An 18,216-nucleotide genomic window follows, 5' to 3' on the forward strand; every position below is an offset into this window, starting at 1 on the left:
GGTGCTCATTGCTCGGTGCTCAGCGCTCGTCCAGCAGGTCGCTGAAGTTGTCCTCGTTGCGCTCGGCCTGCCGGACGTACAGCCGGCCGAGCACGATGACCTCTGCGAACGCGACGACGGTGAGAAGCAGCCACGGCACTGGGATGCCGAGAAGATCGAGGGTCCCGATCGCCGGCACGAGCCAGAAGAGCAGCGGAAGTGCCCCGAGCGTCAGGGCGACCACCCCGAGCACTCCGATGGCGAGCCGCAGCTGGCTGCGCATGAGCGAGGTGATGTACACCTCTCCCAGCCGGGTCTGCTCGTCGATCTCGGACGCGATGGAGACGGCTCTGGTCCGGGATGCCGAGGTCCTCGGGCTCGTCACGCGCACCCGCTGCGTGCGTGCGACGCCCTCGTCGGGGCGGGAGGGGTTGGTGCTCACGGGGTTCCCCGGCGGGGTTGGGCTCGCCGCGCGAGCAGGTCGCGCAGAGCCCGGGTATGCCGCCGGCTCACGACGAGCTCGTGGCCGCCGACGATCACGGTGGTCCGGCCGCCCTCCGTGCGCCACTCGCTGATGTGGCCGATCGCGACCAGTGTCGAACGATGGATGCGGACGAAGCCGGAGTCGCGCCACTGGTCGGCGAGGGTGGTCAGTGGCACCCGGACCAGGTGGCTCTCGGTCGCCGTGTGCAGACGCGCGTAGTCACCCTGGGCCTCGACGAAGAGCACGTCGGACCGCGGGACGAGCCGGCTCACCCCGGCGAGCTCGACCAGGATGGTGTCGTCCTCCGGGCTCGTGACGGCCTCGCGCCCATGCACCTGGCGCAGGACGCGGCGGACCGCCTGCCCGAGGCGTTCGTCACGGACGGGCTTGAGGACATAGTCGACGACGTTGAGCTCGAAGGCGTCGACGGCGTGGCGCTCATGAGCGGTGACGAAGACGACGGGCGGCTGGGTCGAGAACCGCGCGAGCACCCGCGCGAGGTCGAGGCCGCTGAGCCCCGGCATCTGGACGTCCATGAAGATCGCATCGACCTGCTGCTCGTGCAGCACCCGGAGCGCGTCCTCGCCGGAACCGGCCGGGATGACCTGGCGAACGCACTCGTGCCGCTGGAGCATCCAGACCAGCTCGTCGAGTGCGGGGGCCTCGTCATCGACGGCGAGGACCCGCAACAGCCGCTGCTCGTCGATCACCCCCGTCATACGTGCACCCCGGGTCGGAACTTCGGCAGCCGCACGATGACCTTGGTCCCCGCGCCTTGTGCCGTCTCGACGACGAGGCCGTAGTCGTCGCCGAAAGCCGCCCGCAGTCGCTCGTCGACGTTCGCCAGGCCCACGGAGTCGGAGCCCGGCTCGCCCGCGAGCACTCGTCGAACCCGCTCGGGGTCCTCTCCGACGCCGTTGTCCTCGATGGTGACGACGCACTCGTGATCGGCGTCCTGGGCCAGGATGCTGATCTCTCCGGCGCCCGGCTTGCGCTCGAGGCCGTGCCGGACCGCGTTCTCGACGATCGGCTGGAGACAGAGGAACGGCACGACGACGGGCAGCACCTCCGGCGCCACCCGCAGGGTCACCGTCAGCCGGTCGCCGAACCGGGCCTTCTCGATGACGAGGTAGGCCTCGATCGACCGCAGCTCCTCTGCGAGGGTCGTGTACTCACCGTGCCGGCGGAAGGAGTAGCGCGTGAACTCGGCGAGGTCGAGCAGCAGCTCGCGGGCCCGTTCGGGGTCGGTGCGGGTGAAGGACGCGATGGCGGTCAGCGAGTTGTAGATGAAATGCGGGCTGATCTGTGCCCTCAGCGCGCGCACCTCGGCCTCCATGAGGCGCGTCCGGGACGCGTCGAGCTCGGCTAGCTCGAGCTGTCCCGAGACCCAGCGGGCGACCTCGTCGGTCGCCCGCACGAGACCGGCCGATGCTCGATCGGTGAACACCTGCAGCGTTCCGACGACCTTCTCATCGACGTCGAGCGGCGCCACGATCGCCTGTCGGACGATGCACGACGGCTCCGCGCAGGCGATGTCGGCGCCGTCGACGACCGTGGTGCGCCCGTGTGTGAGCGTGCCCGCGGCGATCGTCGCCGGCTGTCCTGAGTGGTGAGCCCTGCCGCCCTCCCAGGCGAGCAGGGTCGTGGTGTCGGTCATCGCTGCCGCGGGCGCGCCGAGCAGGGTGCGCAGGTGCTTGAGCGACCGTTCGGCCGATGCCGCAGTCAGTCCCATCCGCAGTGGTGGCGACGCCAGCAGCGCGGTGTGCAGCGTGCGGTAGGTCGCCCGGTCCGCCTGGGTGCCCAGGTGGTCCCGGCGCAGCAGCGCGCCCCACGAACTCATGAGGGACACCCTATGCGCGCCCCCGACCCCGGACGGCCGTATGCCGTTCACCCCCCGTTCCGCACTACACACCCCGCCCTACGTCGAGTGAGGCTGCGTCCCACCCGTCACACGCGGGCACACACGGCGGCCTGTGGCTGGTGGGACCAAGCGCCCACTCGATCAGGGTGAGACCAGGCCACGTGCCGCGCGCAGCGCGCAGCCGCGCGCCATCGGCGGCAACCTTCAGGTCGAGTGAGCGCTGCGCCCCACCCGCCACACCGCGGGCACAACACGGCGGCCTGTGGCTGGTGGGACCACGCGCTCACTCGACTGTGAGGATGGCGTGGCGGCCCGGTTGCTGATGGGCTGTGCTCGATGATCCCGGGCGTGACTCTTCACTCGACTGGCCGTCGGTGCCTTTCCCCGGACCTGTCCGCCCCGGGGTCATCGGACCCGGCCCGGTCGGAGCGACTGGCCTGATCAGGAGCTTGACCGCCGGCGTTCACGTCGCCGGCGTGTCCCGTCACAGTCCTGCCGTGACTCCTGCCGGACCGGACCCTTCGTCCCATCCGGAGCTTAGGAGGAACGCATGACCAGTGTGACCGACCCGCTCGTGATCGGCGACCGAGCCGGTGATCGGCTCGGTGATGTCGTGGATGTCGTGATCGGGGTGGACACCCACGTCGATACCCACACGGCGGCCGTGGTTGATGCCCGCACCGGCGGGGTGCTCGAGGAGCTCACCGTGCCGACCACCCCCGAGGGGTACGACGAGCTGGTCGAGCTCGCCGAGCAGCACTCGCCGCTGCGGATCTGGGCGGTCGAGGGAACCGGCGGCCACGGCGCCGGCCTGACCCGGGCCCTAGCGCGCCGCGACGAGGTCGTTGTCGAGCTGGACCGTCCGCACCGCCCCAGACGCCGCCACGGCGCCAAGTCCGACTCCCTCGACGCGGCCCGCGCCGCCCGCGAGGCCCTGTCCCGGCCCGTGCTGGGCACCCCCCGGGCCGGCGGGGACCGGCAGGCGCTGTCGGTGCTGGTCGCGGCCCGCCGGTCCGCGGTCGAGGGCGCCGCGGTGGCCCAACGCCAGCTGTTCAGCTTGGTCATCGCCGCACCCGAGACGCTGCGCGCCCGGTTCCGCGGCCGCACCCTGACCGAGATGACCCGCACCGCCGCCCGGCTCCGGATCACCCCCGCACACCCCGGCTGGGACACCGAGACCACCATCACCGCCACCGTGCTCCGCACCCTGGCCCGCCGCGCCCAGACCCTGGGCGCCGAGGCCGCCGACCTCGAACGCCAGATCCTGGCCATCGTGCGCCGCTGGCGACCCGACGTGCTGGCCCAGCCCGGCATCGGCCCGATCGTGGCCGCGACCGTCCTATGCGCCTGGTCCCACCCGGGACGGATCCGGTCCGAGGCCGCGTTCGCGATGCTCGCCGGCGTCGCCCCGATCCCGGCCAACAGCGGCCAGACCACCACCCGCTACCGGCTCAACCGCCACGGCGACCGACAGCTCAACCGAGCCCTGCACACCATCGTCCTGAGCCGCCAGCGCTACCACGAACCCACCCGTGACTACACCCAACGCCGCACCACCGACGGCAAAACCCCCCGCGAGATCCGACGCTGCCTCAAGCGCTACATCGCCCGAGACCTCTACCGGCTCCTGGAGAACCCTCTCAACCCCCTTGACCACCCATAGGAGCGTCCAAGTCGAGAGGGTCAGGTGCCGCGGGCGGCCTCGACGTCGAGGGCGTGGCGCACCGCCGCGAGCAGCGCGTCGGCATGCCCGGGCGTGCCCGCGATGGCCGTCGCTCCCGCCCGGCCGGACACGGCGAGCGCGCTGGCCATGTGGACCGCGACGCCCGTCATCGTCCGCTCGTCCCAGCCGATATGCCGCTCGGAGAGGATGTCGAACAGGTCGTCCGGCGTCAGCCGGGCGTAGGACGGGTCCTCGAGGTGGTCGCTCGCGGCATAGAACTTGGGTCGGCCCCTCGGGTCGGTGAAGATGCCTGTCCCCGAGTCGAACTCGCCGTCCGTCAGCGTCTGCAGCGCCATGAAAGGGTGCGTCGTGCCACCGCACCTGAGGTTGATCTCGATGGCGTACGCACGCCACGGCCCCCCGAAGTCGCGCACGACGACGAAGTCGAGCGAGTACCGCCCGAGTACCCCCTCATCGGCGAGGAGCCGACCGACGCGCATCGCGAGGCCGGCGACGAGGGGGCCGTACTCGGCGTCGCACGGGAACCGAGACCCGAGGAAGCTCAGGCCGTTGGGACCGCCGAGGATCTGGTCGTGGGTCGAGAGCACCTCGACCTCACCTGTCGGGCTGTTGCGAAGCTGCACGCTCGGGCTGCGCACCTCGTCCCCGGTGAGCAGTACCTCGACGCACGCCCCGTCGGCGAGCCGGTCGAGAAGCTCCCCGGCGCTCGTCTCCGGGTCCTCGACCTCGAGCCGATCGATCGCGGCGGCCAGGTCGTCGGGAGCAGCGCTCACGCCGGTCAGGTCGATGACGGCGTTGCCGTAGCCGCTCACGCCCTGGTCGAGCTTGACCATGACGCGTCGCACGCCGGGGACCCGCTCTCGGAGCTCGCACAGCGCCGCGAGGAGATCGGCGCGGGAACGCACATCCTCGACCCCGGCCGCGATGGGCACGCCGGCCTGCTTGAAGACGCGGCGCGAGCGAGACTTGCCGCCGAGCTCCCACAGCCGCGGGTTGGACCCGTAGACAGGGACGCCGAGCTCGAGGGCGAAGCGGGCCTCGGCCTCACGGCATACGAAGGGAACGACCACGGCCAGGCGCGGGTCGATGACGAGGCGGCGGATCCGGTCGAGCAGGCGGGGACGGTCGAGGAGCTTGTCGGTCAGGGGCCGGGGCGAGCCGTCGCAGGGTGTGATCAGGTAGAGCCGGCTGCGCGCCTCTTCGGCGTCGACCCCGGGCACCAGGCCGAACCAGTAGTCGACCACTCGCGGCGAGATCGGCTGGGACGTCAGGTAGATGACCCGCGACCCCGGTGCCCGCAGCAGGCTGAGCACGACCGCGAGGAATCGCTCCTCATAGGCGGGGAAGACCGGTGCGAGGTGACCGGGCACGATGTCGGTCGGAACGCTGTGCAGCATGATCACCGTGCGCAGCTGGGGCGCGGTGGTGCGCAACGTCAGCGCAGGCCAGACGTCGACGAGGTGGGACTGGAGCTCGTCGAACTCATCCACGCCTCCCAGCCTAGGAACGCGTCAGCCGCCAGGCTGCCCGATCGTGCCTGACTCAGGGGACGACCCCGGCAAAGCCGGAACTTCCACCCGAGAGCGTGCCGTCAGTCCTCGTCGTCCTCGTCGCGCAGATGCCACAGACCCGAGCGGCGCTCGGCCTCCAGCTCCTCCTGCGTCGCGGCGCGGGCAGAGTACCGGTCGCGCATCGACTCGCGTTTCTGGTCGCGCGTCGGGCGCGACGGCTCGTCGAGCCGCAGGTCGGTGCCTCGGACACCCAACAGCTCGGCACCCGACTGGAGCGTCGGCTCCCAGTCGAACACGACGGCGTCGTCGGTCGCGCCGATCACCACGGTGTCGCCCGCGAGCGCCCCGACCTTGTAGAGCTGGTCCTCGACGCCGAGACGCGCGAGCCGGTCGGCAAGGTAGCCGACGGCCTCGTCGTTGCTGAAGTCGGTCTGGCGCACCCATCGCACCGGCCGCTCGCCGGTGACCCGGTAGAACGACCCGTCCGGGCCGGCCTCCTTGGTGACGACGAAACCCGTGTCGTCGACCGACCTGGGCCGCAGCACGACCCGTTTGGGGACCACCTGCTCGACCTCCAGGCGCGCCGTCTCGACGTGGCGGGCCATCGCGTACGTCAGCTCACGCAGCCCCTGGTGGGCAACAGCACTGACGATGAAGACCTCGAGGCCACGCGCCTCGAGATCCGGCTTGACCAGCTCGGCGAGCTCGCGCGCCTCCGGCACATCGGCCTTGTTGAGCACGACGATCCGCGTGCGATCGGAGAGCGGACGGCCGCCGAGGTCGGCGTCGGGCACGTACAGGGACAGCTCGTTCTCGATGACGTCGAGGTCGGTCATCGGGTCGCGGCCCGCCTCCAGAGTGGCGCAGTCGATGACGTGCACGAGGACCGAGCAGCGCTCCACATGCCGAAGGAACTCGAGCCCGAGGCCCTTGCCCTCGTGGGCGCCGGGGATGAGGCCCGGCACGTCGGCCACGGTGAACCGGCTGCTGCCCGCGGTGACGACGCCGAGGTTCGGCACGAGCGTCGTGAAGGGGTAGTCGGCGATCTTCGGACGGGCCGCGGACAGCACCGACACGAGCGAGGACTTGCCCGCGCTGGGGAACCCGATCAGGGCGACGTCGGCGAGCGTCTTCAGCTCGAGGACGACGTCGACCTCCTCCCCCGGCTCGCCGAGCAGTGCGAAGCCCGGTGCCTTGCGGCGCGGCGACGCGAGTGCCTTGTTGCCGAGCCCGCCACGCCCGCCGCGGGCGATCACGTGCTCGGTGCCCATGCCGACGAGGTCGATGACGATCGCGCCCGACGAGTCCTTGACGACCGTCCCCTCGGGCACGGGCAGCACGAGGTCGTCGCCGTCAGCGCCGTTGCGCTCGTCGCCCGCTCCAGGGGCGCCGTTGGCGGCCCGCCGGTGCGGATGCCGGTGGTACTCGAGCAGCGTCGTGGACTGCGGGTCCACCCGCAGCACGACCGAGCCGCCGTGTCCCCCGTTGCCGCCGTCGGGCCCACCGAGCGGCTTGAACTTCTCGCGGCGCACAGAGGCGACACCGTTGCCACCCTTGCCGGCGGCGAGGTTCAGCACCACGCGGTCGACGAAGTTCACTGCCATGGGACTTCACTCTTCCAGATCGGCCGGGCGGGACGGCATACCCAGCAGGTATGCCGTCCGCCCGGGACGTGCGAAGGGGCGGGCCAGGCGGCCCGCCCCTTCGCGACGTTCAGTGGGTGACCAGTCGGTCACTCCGCAGAGACGGCCTCGGCCGGCTCGATGTTGACGGTCTTGCGGCCGCGCTTGGTGCCGAACTTGACGGCGCCGGCGACGAGGGCGAACAGCGTGTCGTCGCCGCCGCGGCCGACACCCTCACCCGGGTGGAAGTGCGTGCCACGCTGACGGACGAGGATCTCGCCCGCGTTGACCTGCTGGCCGCCGAAGCGCTTCACGCCGAGTCGCTGGGCGTTCGAGTCGCGACCGTTGCGAGTCGAGGACGCACCCTTCTTGTGTGCCATGTCTGTTACTCCTTCAGAGGTCTGTGTGCCGTGCGACGCGGACGTCGATCACGCGTTGATTTCAGTGATCTTGACCTGGGTCAGCGGCTGACGGTGACCCTGACGCTTGCGGTAGCCCGTCTTGTTCTTGTACTTGAGAATCGTGATCTTCGGGCCCTTGGCGGCCTTGACGACCTCAGCCTTGACCGAGGCCTTCGCCAGCTTGTCGGCGTCGGACGTGACGGTCGTGCCGTCCACGAGAAGCAACGGCGTGAGCTCAATGGCATCGCCGGGCTGACCCGTCACCTTGTCGACGAGCAGGACATCGCCCACCGACACCTTCTCCTGGCGACCGCCAGCGCGAACAATCGCGTACACGTGAAACTCACTCTCTCATCAGGGATGGAGCGCCGCTTTCAGCACCGGCCCGTCAACACGGGCCCGGTGGGCGCACCAAGGAACAAGATTACCGGCCAGAACGGTCCAGCTCCAAACCGAGGTCAGGCGCCGTCGTGCTCGCCTGCGGGCTTGGACGTCTCCGCCGACCCGCTGCTGGATCGCGGGGGTCCGGCGGGTGCGACGACGCGGCCCCGGCGTCTCCGGCCGCGGGGAGCCGGCTCGGGCGTGTGCTGAGACGCCTGATCGGCGGTCGCCGCGCCTGTGACGCTGGGGGCGTCGGCGGTCGCGTCGGCGGTCGCGTCGGCGGTCGCGTCGGCGGTCGCGTCGGCGGGAGCCGGGGCGCCGGCGTCGACAACGGACCGCGTGTCGTCGGGCTCGGCGGCCTCTGACTCTGCCGCGTCGGACGCCGTGGACTCGACCTCGACCGTGTCCGCGTCGGTGATGTCGGACTCGAGCTCGACCAGCTCGGGACCAGCGCCTCCGTCGCGCTCCTCGTCCTCGATCGGGACGTCGTCACCGGCCCACGGCCCGGCGTCCTCGGGGAACGCGTGCGGGTGACCGTCGCTCCCTGAGACGTGCGGTCCGTTGCCCTTGATCGCCGCCGCGTGGGCGGCGGCCGCGATCTGGGCGGCCGTCGGACCGCTCGGCTTGTGCTCGGGCTGGGCCGAGCCGGCCTGACCTGCGTGAGCCGAGCCGCCTGCGGCGTGGCCTCCCGAGCCATGGCCCGTGCCGTTGCCGCCGGTGCTGGAAGCGGCCGAACCCTGAGCACCCGAGCCACCCGATGCGCGACCCCCACGGCGTCGCGAGTCGCCGCCGCTCGGGGTCTCGTGCTGGTGGGCGCCGCGGTCGACGGGGTCCGTATGGATGATGAAGCCGCGTCCGTTGCAACGGTCGCACGTCTCGGAGAAGACCTCGATGAGACCGGACCCGACCCGCTTGCGGGTCATCTGCACGAGCCCGAGCGAGGTGACCTCGGCGACCTGGTGCTTGGTGCGGTCACGACCGAGACACTCGAGCAGGCGCCGCACGACGAGGTCGCGGTTGCTCTCGAGGACCATGTCGATGAAGTCGATGACGATGATGCCGCCGATGTCGCGCAGCCGCAGCTGGCGAACGATCTCCTCGGCCGCCTCGATGTTGTTCTTGGTGACCGTCTCCTCGAGGTTGCCGCCCGAGCCGACGAACTTGCCGGTGTTGACGTCGACGACGGTCATCGCCTCGGTGCGGTCGATGACCAGCGATCCACCACTGGGGAGCCAGACCTTGCGGTCCATGGCCTTCGCCAGCTGCTCGTCGACGCGGTGGTGCGTGAACAGGTCCTCGTTCGAGGTCCACTTGGTGACCCGGTCTGCGAGGTCCGGGGCGACGGACGAGATGTATGGGTGGATCTCCTGCCAGGCCTGCTCTCCGGAGACCAGGAGCTGCTTGAAGTCCTCGTTGAACACGTCGCGGATCACACGGACCGTCAGGTCCGGCTCACCGTGCAGCAGCAGCGGCGCCGAGCCTGCCGGGGCCGAACCTGTGCCGCCGTTCTTCTTGCGGCCCTTGCTCTTGCCCGCTCGCGGGGTCGACCCGGCCTCGGCCTTGGCCTGGATGTCCTCCCAGGTGCGGGTCAGGCGCTCGACGTCCGCGCGCAGCTCCTCCTCGCTGGCGCCCTCCGCCGCGGTACGGACGATGACGCCCGCTGTGTCCGGCACGACGTCGCGCAGGATCTTCTTGAGCCGGGCGCGCTCGGTGTCGGGCAGCTTGCGGCTGATGCCGGTCATCGAGGAGTTCGGCACGTAGACGAGGTAACGGCCCGGCAGCGAGATCTGCGACGTCAGGCGCGCCCCCTTGTGACCGATCGGGTCCTTGGTCACCTGGACCAGGACCGTCTGGCCAGAGGTCAGGGCGTTCTCGATGCGCTTGGGCTGGTTGGCCTCCAGACCTGCCGCGTCCCAGTTCACCTCGCCGGCGTAGAGCACAGCGTTGCGTCCCTTGCCGATGTCGACGAATGCCGCCTCCATCGAGGGCAGCACGTTCTGGACCCGGCCGAGGTAGATGTTGCCTGCCATCGACACGTTGGTGGCCTGGTCGATGTAGTGCTCGACGAGGACACCGTCCTCGAGCACACCCATCTGGGTGCGACCGTCCTTGTTGCGGACGACCATGACCCGGTCGACGGACTCGCGCCGGGCGAGGAACTCGGCCTCGGTGATGATCGTGCGGCGACGGCCCGCCTCGCGCCCCTCGCGGCGGCGCTGCTTCTTCGCCTCGAGGCGGGTCGAGCCCTTGACGGCAACCGGCTCGTCGCTGCGCGGCTGGCGCACCCGGGTGGACACGTTCGGGCCGTCGTCCGAGGTGTCCGCTGCCGATCCAGCACGCCGACGGCGGCGACGCCGGCGCGTCGTGCCGGCCTCCTCGTCCGTCTCCTGCTCGGCCTCGGCGTCCTCGGCCTCTGCCGGCTCCTCGGCCGGCTCCTCGTCCTCTGATGCCTCGCCGGTATCCGGCTCCGCGCCTTCGTCGGCGGCTCGGCCGCGGCGTCCCTTGCCTCCGCGGCGGCGGCGGGCACGCCGCGGTGCCGCCTCCTCGTCCGTCGGCTCGGCGCCGGCGTCCTCCTCGTGCTGCTCCTCGGGCTCGGGCTCCGGCTCCTCGACGGGAGTCAGGGCGGCAGCCCGGCGGCGTCGCGGTGCGACATGGCTCGCGTCAGGGGCCTGGAACAGCAGGCTGAAGCTCCGGACTACCGCAACGGGTGCATCCTCGTCGGCCTCCTGCGCCTCGTCCGACTCATTCGCCTCTTCGGTCTCCTGAGCCCCGATGACCTCATCGGCCTCGTCGACCTCGGCGAGGTCGTCGACGACGGCTGCGCCGACACTGAGGTCGCCAGCGGCCTCACCGATCTCAGCGGCCTCAGCGGCCTCAGGGGTCTCGACGACCTCCACCGTCTCGCCCGCCTCGCTGGCCCTTCTCGGCGCGGCTGGCCCGGCAGCCTGGACCTCGGCAACGAGCTCCTCGACGGCCGCTGCGGCCCGCTCTGCATCGCCGGCGGAGGTCGCCTTGCGAGCTCGCGCCCGCTTGCTCGTCGTCGCGGCCGGCGGGCCGTCGGCCGCCTTCTTGCGGGTGGCCCGCTTGCGGACGGGTCGCTCCGGAGCCTCGAGCTCAGGGTCCGCGGTGGCGGCGGATGCAGCGGCCCGCGGGGCCGCCTTCTTGGCGGTCCGCCTGCTGGCGCGCTTGCGCGGCGCCGGGGTCTCGTCGCCGGCAGCCGCGGTGTCCACGGCAGTATCCGCGGCAGTGTCGGCCGGGGCGTCGGTCGCCGGTGAGGTGGGCTGGTCCGCTGGCTCGAACAGGGTCTGCTCGCCCTGGTTGTTCGCAGCGGTCTCGTCGTTGGTTGCCATCAGGCAGCCTCCCGTCAGGTGCGGTGCAGACCCACACCGGCCGGGGCCGTCAACACCGCACGAGTGCGGTTGCATTCGTCGCGCCGTGTGTGCGGCGGGACGGAAGTCGTTTGAGCTACACCCGAAAACGGTTCGCGCTGGGCGCGGCCCCGTGATCGAATGCCGTCGGCGTTCTTGTCGGCAGCCATTTCGCTGTCATGCCGGGTTGGTCATGCCAGCGGATCGGCCACCCTCGCGGTTGCGGTGTCGAGCGGTCCCTGCGCCAGACGCGTCACCAGGGGCGGACGCGGAGGCTGCAGGTCGGCAATCTCACGCAGCGCGGTCAGAATGTCGTCGGGGCGTACGGCAGGTGTGGTGTGCCGTACGACCATGCGAAGTATCGCACAGTCGGGCCCGATGACGTGAGCCGACACGAGGTCGACAGGCAATTCGGAGGGTCCCTGGACCACTGCCCGCACGATGGCTCCGCGCACGTCGAAGGTCCGCGGACCCGACTTCGTCATGCGGGTCACCTCGGCCGAGTCCAGGGCGAGCACCGCCTCGACCGCGTGCGCCAGCCTCTCCTGCTCGACGCCTGCGAACTCCAGCAGCCAGTCGCTGGCCTCCAGCCTGTCGGCGAGCGCCCCCGGCGCGGCCTCGACCACTTGGACGATGTCGATCCCGGACGGCAGCGCCTCGTCCAGAGCAATACGCACAGACTCAGCGTCCACCCGCTGTGTGACAGAGATCTCGACGTACTCGGCCTCGCTCGCGGTCCCGGTGGCCGCTGCGTTGGCGTAGCTGATCTTGGGGTGCGGATGGAAGCCGGCCGAGAACGCCATGGGCACGTCTGCGCGGCGCAGTGCACGCTCGAGGGCCCGCTGGAAGTCACGGCTCGAGGTGAACCGGAGGCGACCGCGCTTCGCGTAGCGGATCCGCAGCTTCTGGACCGCTGGGTCCGGCGCCGGTCCCTCGGGGACGCGCTGACGTGCCTGTCGAGCCATGCGCGGAAGGCTACAGTCGAGCCGCCTCGCACGTCGCCGTGGTGGCTGCCGCCTGAGGTCAGGTCGCGTCGCCGACGCGGCGCTCGTCGGCCCGTCGCTGGCGGTCAGCCGCCTCCGCGTCGTCCAGGCGGGTGGCCTCGGCGAGGGTAGGTGCGGTGCCTCCGAGGCTCGCCGGGAGGTACTTGAGGTCCGCCCCCGTCAAGGGCTCGTATGCCGCGCGGGCCACCTGGAGCAGGTCCGCCATGACCCCCTTGTAGTGCTCGGTCACTGCTTCGGGGTCGGCGTCGGGCGCGACCGGGATCGGCTCGCCCACGTTGAGGATGATCGGCACGTTCGTGCGGCCGAGCCGTCGGGGAAGACCCTTGGTCCAGACCCGCTGCGAGCCCCAGATGACCACGGGCAGGATGGGCACGCCGGCCTCGGCAGCCATCCGCGCGGCGCCGGTCTTGAACTCCTTGAGCTCGAACGACCGCGAGATCGTCGCCTCCGGGAAGACGCCGACGATCTCGCCGGCCCTGAGCGCCTCGACCGCGGCGGCATACGACGCCGCGCCCGCCGTGCGGTCGACGGGGATGTGCCGCATCCCCCGCATGAGTGGCCCGCTGACCGGGTGGGTGAACACGCCGTCCTTGGCCATGAAGCGCACGAGCCGCTGCGATCGCTGGGCGGCCAGGCCGGCATACGCGAAGTCGAAGTAGCCGGTGTGGTTGACCGTCATGACCGCCCCGCCCGTGCGGGGGACGTTCTCGTCGCCGAGGATGGTGAACCGCAGGCCCTGCATGGCGAATACGCCCCGCGCGAAGCCGATGACCGACGAGTAGACGGGCTCCATGGGGGACACTCTGCCCTGCCGTGGCTCGTGCCCGAAAGCCGGTCGAGGTCACCGCCGTGCGTCTGGAAGGATTGGGCGCATGACTGATGCACCTGCACCCGCGAACTCTCGGATCCCCGAGCGCCCGACGCTCGACGGTATCGAGGAGAAGTGGATGCAGGTATGGAAGGACGCGACCACGTACGCGTTCGACCGCGAGCGGGCGCTGTCCCTGCCGCGCGAGCAGGTCTTCGCGATCGACACGCCGCCGCCCACGGCATCCGGCAGCCTGCACGTCGGGCACGTGTTCTCCTACACGCACACCGACTGCATGGCGCGGTACAAGCGGATGCAGGGGTTCGAGGTCTTCTACCCGATCGGATGGGACGACAACGGGCTCCCCACCGAACGCCGGGTGCAGAACTACTACGGCGTGCGGGGCGACGCGACGCTGCCCTATGTCGAGGGCTACGAGCCGCCCTTCACCGAGGGTGTCGACGCCAACGGCAAGGCGATCAAGCCGGCCGACCAGCAGCCGGTCAGCCGCAAGAACTTCATCGAGCTCTGTGACGTGCTCACGGTCAAGGACGAGGTGACCTTCGAGTCGCTCTTCCGCCGCCTCGGCTTCTCGCTCGACTGGGACATCTCGTACCGCACCATCGACGAGCGGTCCCGCGCCGTCGCGCAGCAGGCCTTCCTGCGCAACTGCGCCCGCGGCGAGGCGTACCAGTCAGAGGCGCCGGGCCTCTGGGACGTCACGTTCCAGACGGCGGTCGCGCAGGCCGAGCTCGAGGCACGTGACTACCCCGGCGCATACCATCGCGTGGCCTTCCACCGGGCGACGGGTGACGGCACCACGGCGCCGGTCTACATCGAGACGACCCGCCCGGAGCTGATCCCGTCCGTGGTCGCGCTGATCGCCCACCCGGACGACGAGCGCTACCAGCCGCTGTTCGGCACGACCGTGCGATCTCCGCTGTTCGACGTCGAGATCCCCGTGCTGGCCCATGCGGCGGCCGAGATGGACAAGGGCGCGGGCATCGCGATGTGCTGCACCTTCGGCGACCTGACCGACGTCATGTGGTGGCGTGAGCTCCGGCTGCCCATCCGCTCGCTGATCACCCGCACGGGTCGCCTGCAGGCCGAGACCCCTGAGTGGATCGCGGGTGGCCCCGGCGAGCAGCTGTATGTCGGCGAGCTCGCCACCAAGACGACGTTCAGTGCTCGTGAGGCTGTGGTCGCCGCGCTGCGCGAGTCCGGCGACCTCGACGGTGAGCCGCAGAAGACCCAGCGCAAGGCGAACTTCTACGAGAAGGGCGACAAGCCGCTCGAGATCGTCACGTCCCGCCAGTGGTACATCCGCAACGGCGGCCGGGAGCCGGACCTGCGCGCAGCTCTCGTGGCCCGCGGCGACGAGGTCGACTTCCACCCGACCTTCATGCGCTCGCGCTACAAGAACTGGGTCGAGGGCCTCAACGGCGACTGGCTCATCTCCCGCCAGCGGTTCTTCGGGGTGCCCTTCCCGGTCTGGTACCCGGTCACGGCCGAGGGCGAGACCGACTACGACCACCCGGTCTTCGCCCCGGAGTCGGCGCTGCCGGTCGACCCCCAGATCGACGTGCCCGAGGGCTACGACGAGTCGCAGCGCGGACAGGCGGGCGGCTTCGTGGCCGACCCGGACATCATGGACACCTGGGCGACGTCATCGCTGACTCCCCAGATCGCGGCCGGCTGGCCGGTGGCCGACGGGTCCGGGCACGGCTCGGACGCCAAGCTCTTCGAGGCGATCTTCCCGATGGACATGCGCCCGCAGGCCCACGACATCATCCGCACCTGGCTCTTCTCGACGGTGACCCGGGCCCACTTGGAGCACGGCACCGTGCCCTGGCGGCACGCGGCTATCAGCGGCTGGATCCTCGACCCGGACCGCAAGAAGATGAGCAAGTCCAAGGGCAACGCGGAGACGCCCGAGGACGTCGTCAAGAGCCACGGTGCGGACGCGGTGCGCTACTGGGCGGCGTCTGGTCGCCTGGGCACGGACGCGGCATACGACACCGGACAGATGAAGGTCGGCCGTCGCCTCGCGATCAAGATCCTCAACGCCTCGAAGTTCGCACTCGGTTTCGGCGAGGTGACGGGCGACCTCGGCGCAGCAGTGACCAATCCCCTTGACCTGTCGATGCTTTCGGCGCTCGGCGACATCGTCGACAAGGCGACCCACGGCTTCGAGGCCTGGGACTACACCCGTTCGCTCGAGGTCACGGAGACCTTCTTCTGGACCTTCTGCGACGACTACCTCGAGCTGGTCAAGGACCGCGCCTACGGCGGCCAGGGCGAGGCCGAGGCGGCGAGCGCCAGGGCCGCCCTGCGGCTGGCCCTCGACACGCTGCTTCGGCTCCTGGCGCCCTTCGTGCCGTACGTCACCGAGGAGGTCTGGTCGTGGTTCGGGGAGGGCTCGGTCCATCGCCAGACGTGGCCCGAACGTGACAGCCTGCCCGCCGGGGGCGACCCGGCGCTGCTCGCGTCGGTCGCCGAGGCGCTGGCCGGGGTGCGCAAGGTCAAGTCGGAGGCCAAGCTGGGGATGCGCGCCGAGGTGCGCACCATGACGCTCGTGGGTCCGGCACGCCAGCTCGAGCACGTCCGGGCGGCCGAGGCCGACCTCAGGGCGAGCGGTCGGATCGGTGAGCTGACCTATGCAGACGGCGACGGGATCGAGGTCCGCGAAGCCGAGCTCCTGCCCGTCGAGAAGCCGCCCGCGCAGGCCTGATCTCCCGGTTGCCGCGGTCGTTGTCGGGTTCGTCCGAAGGTTCCTATCGGGACGGCAACGATCGCGGCCCCCGCCGGGTGCGGAGGCCACCGCTGACATAGGGTTTGCCGCATGTCAAGACGGGGGGTCTACGCGGTCACCGCCGCTGGCGCCGTCGTCATGGCGGCCTTGGTCGTCGCCGCATCCGGACGACCGGTCGCGATCCTGACACGCCCCAGGTCGCAGGAGACGTTCTCGGCCCTGCCCACCTTCACGCTCCCGCCGACCAGCGCGCCGACGACGACCACGACCACGGGCGCCACCGGCGGCCCCGCCGAGATCTCGCCGATCATCATCCTGCTCCTGCAGGTCGTCCTCGTGCTCATCTTCGTGGTCGTGGTCCTGGTGATCGCTCAGCTGCTGCTGGCTCTCGTTCGCAAGCCCAAGATCTCGCATCATGACGAGCCTGGATTCGCCGTGCCGCCGGTTCCCGAGGAGCTGCTCGCCTCGGCGCAGGAGCGGATCCGGCTGCTCGAGACGGGCGACCCCCGCAACGCGATCGTGGCCGCCTGGCTCAACCTCGAGACGTCCGCGGGGGCCACCGGACTCCCCCGTCACCCCGCCGAGACCTCGACCGAGTACACGGAGCGGGTCCTCGCGACGTGGGACATCGACCCCGTGCGCATCGACGACCTCGCCGGCCTCTATCGCGAGGCTCGCTTCTCGCTTCATCCGCTCGGCGAGGACCACCGACGTCGCGCGATCGCGGACCTGCACGTCCTTCATGCCGATCTCGACCGTGTCGCCGCCGGCCAGTCCGCCGGCCAGTCCGCCGGGCCGACCGGCCAGGTCCGCGACCCGCTCCGTGACCAGGGGCAGCCGCGATGACCGGCCCGACCACCAGTCTCCGGGCGTCCCTGCGACCCTGGCGCCGTCGCCTCGGATGGCTGCTCATCGTCTGGCTCGCGGCGGTCGGAGCGACCTTCGCCCTGGGCCTGGCTCCCGACGTGCCGGCGCTTCTCGCGATCCTGATCGCGGGCGCCGTGCTCATCTGGCACGCCATGGACCACGCCGCGTCGCAGCACGTCACGACGTGGCCCCTGGTCGACGGCGAGCTCGGCCGCAGTGGCCGCGGCAACGACTTCCGGGTGGCCAACCTTGCCGTGCGGCTCGACGCCGCCAACACGCGGGCCGAGGGCCGCGAGCCCCTCGTGCACGACCTGCAGGTGCAGCTTCAGGTCATCATTCGCGAGCGGCTCTTCGCCAAGCACGGCATCCTCGCCGAGGAGGAGCCGACGTGGGCGCAGCGCGCCATGCCTCCCGAGCTCTGGGAGTTCCTCGTGACCCTTCCGCCTCCGGACCTCTACCGGCCCGACCGACTTGACGCGATCCTCCGACGAATCGAGCAGTGGTGACGCATATGGAAATCCGCCAGGTGAGCGACCTCAGCCAGGCCGTCCTCGACGAGGTCGACCACGCCGTGGTCGGCAAGCGGGACGCGCTGACGCTGGTCCTCGCCGGCATCCTGGCCGGCGGCCACGTCCTGCTCGAGGACTTTCCCGGGCTCGGCAAGACCCTCGCCGCACGCAGCTTCGCCCAGACGCTCGGCCTGGACTTCAAGCGAGCCCAGTTCACCCCGGACCTGCTGCCCGGCGACATCACGGGGTCCTTCGTCTACGACCAGCGCAGCCACGAGTTCGAGTTCCGCGCAGGCCCGCTCTTCGCCGGCATGCTGCTCGCCGACGAGATCAACCGCACGCCGCCGAAGACGCAGGCCGCGCTGCTCGAGGCCATGCAGGAGAAGCAGGTCACCGTCGAGGGACACACGTTCCCGCTGCCACGACCCTTCCATGTGCTCGCGACCGCGAACCCGGTCGAGTACGAGGGCACGTACCCCCTCCCCGAGGCACAGCTCGACCGATTCCTCATGCGGGTGTCCTTCGGGTACCCGACGCTCGACGAGGAGTGGGAGATCCTGTCGAACCGGATGGCGCGGCAGCGCGAGGAGCAGCAGCTGCGCCCGATCGTCACTGCCGAGCGGCTCCTCGAGATGCAGGCGACGATCGAGGCAACCGTGGTCGACGAGTCGATCGGGCGCTACTGCGTCGCCCTGACTGCTGCTACCCGCACTCACGGAGACGTGCTCATGGGGGCGTCGCCCCGTGGCGCGCTCGGGCTGTTGCTGTGCTCCAGGGCGTATGCCGTCATCGACGGCCGTGACTACGTGGTCCCCGAGGACGTCAAGGCCGTGGCCAAGGCCGTTCTCGCGCACCGGATCACCGTCAAGCCGGAACTGTGGATGAGCAACATCAGCGGTGCCGCCGTCGTGGCCAGCCTGTTGCGCACTGTGGCCACTCCCTCAGCCCGGGAGCACCTGCCGCAGGCTACGGATCGCTGAGCGGC

Annotated in this window: 15 protein-coding genes; 5 read left to right on the plus strand and 10 right to left on the minus strand. The window is 70.8% G+C overall.

Going from position 1 to position 18,216, the window contains the following annotated elements:
• Nucleotides 1–19 precede the first annotated feature (19 nt).
• From ACYVLP_RS20945 to ACYVLP_RS20955, 3 genes are read right to left on the minus strand one after another with little or no spacing between them, the layout of a single operon-like run.
• Nucleotides 20–421, minus strand: coding sequence for a hypothetical protein (locus tag ACYVLP_RS20945; protein WP_460629251.1), 402 nt, complete (start codon nt 419–421; stop codon nt 20–22).
• A complete protein-coding gene (locus ACYVLP_RS20950; protein WP_460629252.1) occupies nt 418–1,182 on the minus strand; it encodes a LytR/AlgR family response regulator transcription factor in 765 nt (254 codons plus the stop codon). The genes ACYVLP_RS20945 and ACYVLP_RS20950 overlap by 4 nt, the downstream gene beginning before the upstream one ends.
• Nucleotides 1,179–2,303 carry a sensor histidine kinase gene (locus ACYVLP_RS20955; RefSeq protein WP_460629253.1) on the minus strand — a complete coding sequence of 375 codons (1,125 nt, stop codon included), beginning with the start codon at nt 2,301–2,303 and terminating at the stop codon, nt 1,179–1,181. Before ACYVLP_RS20955 ends, ACYVLP_RS20950 begins: the two co-directional genes overlap by 4 nt.
• A gap of 571 nt (nt 2,304–2,874) precedes the next feature.
• On the opposite strand from ACYVLP_RS20955, the gene ACYVLP_RS20960 reads away from it, so the two are divergent.
• On the plus strand, nt 2,875–3,987 hold the full coding sequence (locus tag ACYVLP_RS20960; RefSeq protein ID WP_460629254.1) for an IS110 family RNA-guided transposase: 1,113 nt from the start codon (nt 2,875–2,877) through the stop codon (nt 3,985–3,987).
• A 20-nt stretch (nt 3,988–4,007) separates the two neighbouring features.
• On the opposite strand, the gene ACYVLP_RS20965 is transcribed toward ACYVLP_RS20960, so the two are convergent.
• The 7 genes from ACYVLP_RS20965 to ACYVLP_RS20995 all read right to left on the minus strand — a co-directional run bounded on the left by ACYVLP_RS20965 (nt 4,008) and on the right by ACYVLP_RS20995 (nt 13,088).
• Complete coding sequence (locus ACYVLP_RS20965) at nt 4,008–5,498, minus strand: peptide ligase PGM1-related protein (protein ID WP_460629255.1); 1,491 nt, start codon at nt 5,496–5,498, stop codon at nt 4,008–4,010.
• 101 nt (nt 5,499–5,599) lie between these two features.
• The gene (gene obgE / locus ACYVLP_RS20970; RefSeq protein WP_460629256.1) at nt 5,600–7,123 is read right to left on the minus strand and encodes a GTPase ObgE; all 1,524 of its coding nucleotides are present in this window, start codon (nt 7,121–7,123) and stop codon (nt 5,600–5,602) included.
• Between the two features lie 128 nt (nt 7,124–7,251).
• Nucleotides 7,252–7,521, minus strand: a complete 270-nt coding sequence (gene rpmA / locus ACYVLP_RS20975; protein WP_452268906.1) for a 50S ribosomal protein L27 — start codon at nt 7,519–7,521, stop codon at nt 7,252–7,254.
• 48 nt (nt 7,522–7,569) lie between these two features.
• Nucleotides 7,570–7,878: a 50S ribosomal protein L21 gene (gene rplU / locus ACYVLP_RS20980; protein WP_452268944.1), complete on the minus strand. Its 309-nt coding sequence runs from the start codon at nt 7,876–7,878 to the stop codon at nt 7,570–7,572.
• Nucleotides 7,879–8,000: 122 nt separating this feature from the next.
• The gene (locus ACYVLP_RS20985; protein ID WP_460629257.1) at nt 8,001–11,273 is read right to left on the minus strand and encodes an Rne/Rng family ribonuclease; all 3,273 of its coding nucleotides are present in this window, start codon (nt 11,271–11,273) and stop codon (nt 8,001–8,003) included.
• A gap of 209 nt (nt 11,274–11,482) precedes the next feature.
• Entirely contained in the window at nt 11,483–12,256 is a 774-nt protein-coding gene (locus ACYVLP_RS20990; RefSeq protein ID WP_460629258.1) for a TIGR03936 family radical SAM-associated protein, read from the minus strand.
• A 58-nt stretch (nt 12,257–12,314) separates the two neighbouring features.
• Nucleotides 12,315–13,088: a lysophospholipid acyltransferase family protein gene (locus ACYVLP_RS20995; RefSeq protein WP_460629259.1), complete on the minus strand. Its 774-nt coding sequence runs from the start codon at nt 13,086–13,088 to the stop codon at nt 12,315–12,317.
• A 79-nt stretch (nt 13,089–13,167) separates the two neighbouring features.
• Between ACYVLP_RS20995 and valS the strand changes: the two genes are divergently transcribed.
• The 4 genes from valS to ACYVLP_RS21015 all read left to right on the plus strand — a co-directional run bounded on the left by valS (nt 13,168) and on the right by ACYVLP_RS21015 (nt 18,211).
• A complete protein-coding gene (gene valS, locus ACYVLP_RS21000) occupies nt 13,168–15,834 on the plus strand; it encodes a valine--tRNA ligase (RefSeq protein WP_460629260.1) in 2,667 nt (888 codons plus the stop codon).
• A gap of 111 nt (nt 15,835–15,945) precedes the next feature.
• Nucleotides 15,946–16,701 carry a DUF4129 domain-containing protein gene (locus ACYVLP_RS21005; RefSeq protein ID WP_460629261.1) on the plus strand — a complete coding sequence of 252 codons (756 nt, stop codon included), beginning with the start codon at nt 15,946–15,948 and terminating at the stop codon, nt 16,699–16,701.
• Nucleotides 16,698–17,228: a hypothetical protein gene (locus ACYVLP_RS21010; RefSeq protein ID WP_460629262.1), complete on the plus strand. Its 531-nt coding sequence runs from the start codon at nt 16,698–16,700 to the stop codon at nt 17,226–17,228. Before ACYVLP_RS21005 ends, ACYVLP_RS21010 begins: the two co-directional genes overlap by 4 nt.
• A gap of 5 nt (nt 17,229–17,233) precedes the next feature.
• Entirely contained in the window at nt 17,234–18,211 is a 978-nt protein-coding gene (locus ACYVLP_RS21015) for an AAA family ATPase (protein WP_460629263.1), read from the plus strand.
• The last annotated feature ends 5 nt before the right edge of the window (nt 18,212–18,216 follow it).

This window comes from Intrasporangium mesophilum (assembly GCF_054783095.1).

What these genes read in the sequence shown, in the direction of transcription:
- ACYVLP_RS20955 (WP_460629253.1), bottom strand. Translation starts at nt 2,303, where the DNA reads ATGAGTTCGTGGGGCGCGCTGCTGCGCCGGGACCACCTGGGCACCCAG.
- ACYVLP_RS21015 (WP_460629263.1), top strand. Translation starts at nt 17,234, where the DNA reads ATGGAAATCCGCCAGGTGAGCGACCTCAGCCAGGCCGTCCTCGACGAG.
- rpmA (WP_452268906.1), bottom strand. Translation starts at nt 7,521, where the DNA reads ATGGCACACAAGAAGGGTGCGTCCTCGACTCGCAACGGTCGCGACTCG.
- ACYVLP_RS21010 (WP_460629262.1), top strand. Translation starts at nt 16,698, where the DNA reads ATGACCGGCCCGACCACCAGTCTCCGGGCGTCCCTGCGACCCTGGCGC.
- ACYVLP_RS20985 (WP_460629257.1), bottom strand. Translation starts at nt 11,273, where the DNA reads ATGGCAACCAACGACGAGACCGCTGCGAACAACCAGGGCGAGCAGACC.
- ACYVLP_RS21005 (WP_460629261.1), top strand. Translation starts at nt 15,946, where the DNA reads ATGTCAAGACGGGGGGTCTACGCGGTCACCGCCGCTGGCGCCGTCGTC.
- obgE (WP_460629256.1), bottom strand. Translation starts at nt 7,123, where the DNA reads ATGGCAGTGAACTTCGTCGACCGCGTGGTGCTGAACCTCGCCGCCGGC.
- ACYVLP_RS20950 (WP_460629252.1), bottom strand. Translation starts at nt 1,182, where the DNA reads ATGACGGGGGTGATCGACGAGCAGCGGCTGTTGCGGGTCCTCGCCGTC.
- ACYVLP_RS20995 (WP_460629259.1), bottom strand. Translation starts at nt 13,088, where the DNA reads ATGGAGCCCGTCTACTCGTCGGTCATCGGCTTCGCGCGGGGCGTATTC.
- valS (WP_460629260.1), top strand. Translation starts at nt 13,168, where the DNA reads ATGACTGATGCACCTGCACCCGCGAACTCTCGGATCCCCGAGCGCCCG.
- ACYVLP_RS20960 (WP_460629254.1), top strand. Translation starts at nt 2,875, where the DNA reads ATGACCAGTGTGACCGACCCGCTCGTGATCGGCGACCGAGCCGGTGAT.
- ACYVLP_RS20990 (WP_460629258.1), bottom strand. Translation starts at nt 12,256, where the DNA reads ATGGCTCGACAGGCACGTCAGCGCGTCCCCGAGGGACCGGCGCCGGAC.